This window comes from Desulfofustis glycolicus DSM 9705, assembly GCF_900130015.1.
GTDB classification, from domain to species: Bacteria; Desulfobacterota; Desulfobulbia; order Desulfobulbales; family Desulfocapsaceae; genus Desulfofustis; species Desulfofustis glycolicus.
In genome coordinates this window covers 1-1381 of record NZ_FQXS01000094.1, presented here as the reverse complement: position 1 = coordinate 1381, position 1381 = coordinate 1, and the positions used below count along the sequence as shown (strand labels likewise).

Annotated in this window: 3 protein-coding genes; all 3 read left to right on the top strand. The window is 61.3% G+C overall.

Features of this window, described 5'->3' with window-relative positions; genetic code table 11:
• Positions 1–374 (top strand): Mu transposase C-terminal domain-containing protein (locus BUC26_RS22550; protein WP_208609893.1); only part of this gene is annotated, 374 nt, incomplete at its 5' end.
• Positions 371–1174 carry an ExeA family protein gene (locus tag BUC26_RS22545; protein WP_073379686.1) on the top strand — a complete coding sequence of 268 codons (804 nt, stop codon included), beginning with the start codon at positions 371–373 and terminating at the stop codon, positions 1172–1174. The genes BUC26_RS22550 and BUC26_RS22545, both read left to right, overlap by 4 nt.
• 26 nt (positions 1175–1200) lie before the next feature.
• Positions 1201–1356, top strand: a complete 156-nt coding sequence (locus BUC26_RS23525) for a hypothetical protein (protein WP_153307098.1) — start codon at positions 1201–1203, stop codon at positions 1354–1356.
• The last annotated feature ends 25 nt before the right edge of the window (positions 1357–1381 follow it).

Genomic DNA, 1381 nt, shown 5'->3' with positions numbered 1-1381 from the left:
CCCCGTTCAATCGCTTCGCCGCCCATCTCGAGATGATCCGTGCCGCACCGGCCGATCTGGACGATCACTTCCGCACGGAAGTTCGACGCCGGGTCGGCAAGGACCGGGTGGTTACCATTGACGGCACACTCTTCGAGGCGCCCACCCAGCTGATCGGTGAGCAGGTCGCGTTGCTCTTCCATAAGCAGCAGCCGCAACGCGTCGAGGTCTTCTTCAAGGGCCGGTCTTACGGGCTGCTCCGGTCGCTCGATCCCGTTATCAACACCCGTGTCGCCCGAGACCTCGCTGCCGACGAACAACCCCTCGCTGAGAAGCGGGCCTGGCGGCCGGGACTGTTGCCGCTGGGCTCCTCTTCATCAGGAGAGACGTCATGAGTTACCGTGCCTTCTTCGGGCTTGCCAAAGAACCGTTCATCGCCGACCTGCCGCTGGACAGTGTTCTTACCACCCCGGAGTTGCTCGGCGTTCAGCAGCGCCTTGATTACACCCTGCGGCTCGGCGCCATCTGTCTGGTTACCGGCGAGGTCGGCGCCGGTAAATCAACCGCGCTCAGGTGGAGTTGCGGCCAGTTGCATTCCTCTCGTTACAAAACCCTCTGGATCACCGCGTCCGCCGGCTCCATCCTCGAAGTCTACCGTCAGCTGCTCGCCGAGCTTGATCTTGCCACCGCCGCTTCGTCGCGGGCCGTACTCACCCGGCTGATCAGGAGCCGGATCGACAATCTCGTCTCCGTCAAAAAGCAGCAGCCCCTGGTGGTGATCGACGAGGCGTCGCTGCTCCGCTTCGATGTCTTTGCCGAGTTGCACACCATCACCCAGTTCAACGGCGACTCCAAGCCCTGGTTGCCCATGGTGCTGGCCGGCCAGAACAACCTGGCGGAAAATCTGCTGCACCGCACCGCTATCCCGCTGGCCTCCCGCATCGTCGCCCGCAGTCATCTGCCGGCGGTCGACCGGCAGGGCATGCTGGATTATCTCAACCATCATCTGCGCATTGCCGGCCTGAAAAACTCACCTTTTACCGAGCAGGCCGTTACTGCCGTGCATCAAGGCTCCGGCGGCTTGTTCCGCAAAGCCAACCACCTTGCCCGCGGCGCCTTGATCGCCGCTGCGGCAGAAAAATCACAAGAGGTCAGTGCCGAGCATGTCCGTCTGGCCGACTCGGAACTCTTCTAATCACCTCTCACCGAAGGAGCATCCCAATGAAAGCCGAACAAACTATCCACTTCCTCTCCGAACTACTCGAACTGACCGAATACCTTGGGGCACTCGTCAGAGATCAGTGCCGACTCATGGCCGCCGACCAGGATGGTCATCTGATCGAAGATCCCGAGCAGGAACGGGACGTGCCGTTCTGATCTGATAAACGAACTGCCCATCAGT

Coding starts and splice junctions, on each gene's coding strand:
- BUC26_RS23525 (WP_153307098.1), top strand. CDS start 1,201: ATGAAAGCCGAACAAACTATCCACTTCCTCTCCGAACTACTCGAACTG.
- BUC26_RS22545 (WP_073379686.1), top strand. CDS start 371: ATGAGTTACCGTGCCTTCTTCGGGCTTGCCAAAGAACCGTTCATCGCC.